2 protein-coding genes are annotated in these 1,367 nt (G+C 64.1%); one reads left to right on the forward strand and one right to left on the reverse strand.

Annotated elements, in window-relative coordinates; translation table 11 throughout:
• Positions 1–52: 52 nt before the first annotated feature.
• Positions 53–946, reverse strand: coding sequence for a 4-hydroxy-tetrahydrodipicolinate synthase (dapA, locus tag ACIPIA_RS16365; RefSeq protein WP_400511032.1), 894 nt, complete (start codon positions 944–946; stop codon positions 53–55).
• A gap of 168 nt (positions 947–1,114) precedes the next feature.
• Here dapA and ACIPIA_RS16370 point away from each other — a divergent pair.
• Positions 1,115–1,367, forward strand: a 253-nt coding sequence (locus tag ACIPIA_RS16370; protein ID WP_400511033.1) for a hypothetical protein, incomplete at its 3' end; no start/stop codon positions are given.

The raw sequence follows: 1,367 nt of genomic DNA on the forward strand, positions 1-1,367 counted from the left end.
CCCCGGACCTCCCTGGCGTCGGCCGGGGCAACCGGTCGAACGCTACCCCTACTTAGGCATTCAACAGCCCGGCGAAAACCATCGCTTCGCGAATGACCTTGCCGGTCGCCGGCGTCACCGGCATCAGCGGCAGCCGAACCTCCTCCTCGATGCGGCCAAGCAGCGCGAGACCATGCTTGGCGCCCGCGAGGCCGGGCTCCCTGAAGGTGGCATCGTGGAGCGGCACCAGCCGATCCTGCACCTTCAACGCCCCGGCGTAATCGCCCTTCAGCGCGGCTTCCATCAGGTCCGCGCAGAGCCGCGGTGCCACATTGGCGACGACCGAGATGCAGCCATGTCCACCGGCCGCCATATAGGCGAGCGCCGTCATGTCTTCACCCGAGAGCTGGATGAAGTCCGGCCCCATGGCATGGCGCTGCTGCGAGACGCGGGCCAGATTGGCGGTCGCGTCCTTCACGCCAGCAATGTTGCTAAGCTCGTAGAGCCGCGTCATCGTCTCGACGGACATGTCCACCACCGAGCGGGGCGGGATATTGTAGATGATGATCGGGATGCCGATCGCATCGTTCACCGCCTTGAAGTGCTGGTACATGCCCTCCTGCGTCGGCTTGTTGTAGTAGGGCGTGACGACGAGGACTGCGTCGGCGCCGGCCTTCTCGGCATGAACAGCGAGGTCGACGGCCTCGATCGTGTTGTTGGAACCTGCACCGGCGATGACCGGAACGCGGCCCTTGGCCTGATCGACGACGATCTCGACGACGCGCTTGTGCTCGTCGTGCGACAATGTCGGGCTTTCACCGGTGGTGCCGACCGGGACGAGGCCGGTCGAGCCGTTGTCGATCTGCCATTCGACCAATGCGCGCAGCGACGCCTCGTCGATCTTGCCGGCTTTGAAGGGCGTGACCAGAGCGGGCATTGAGCCGGTAAGGGCAATGTGCTTGGTCATGTCGGAGATCCTGAAGCGATAAATCGGGTCATCGGTCGCCACACATAAACCGTCGTTTGGTCAAGGCAAAGCCGGCAATGCATGAAAATGCGTGGCCTCATAGTTAAGCCCTTATAAACAACCTTCCCCGACCATTGTCTGATGCCTGCCCCAGGATGGAGACCCGACATGGCCTCGCCTGCTGCCGCCAGGAGACTGCTCGGCCTGCTGCTGCCTGCCCTGCTTTTGGCCTCGTCCACACGGGCAGGCGACGACGGCATGCTGACGAGCCAGCGCAAACTCGCCATGATCGGCGATGTGGAGACCACTGGCGCATTGCTGCCCTTCCCCCCTTCGGCCATGCGCGGCGAAGAGGCTATAGATCTCGACGCCGTGAAGGCGGCGGTCGCCGCCTATCGCCGCGGAGCGCTGAGCGAAGGTG

The sequence above is a fragment of the Allobosea sp. CER48 genome (genome assembly GCF_044752385.1).
Classification (GTDB): Bacteria; Pseudomonadota; Alphaproteobacteria; order Rhizobiales; family Beijerinckiaceae; genus Allobosea.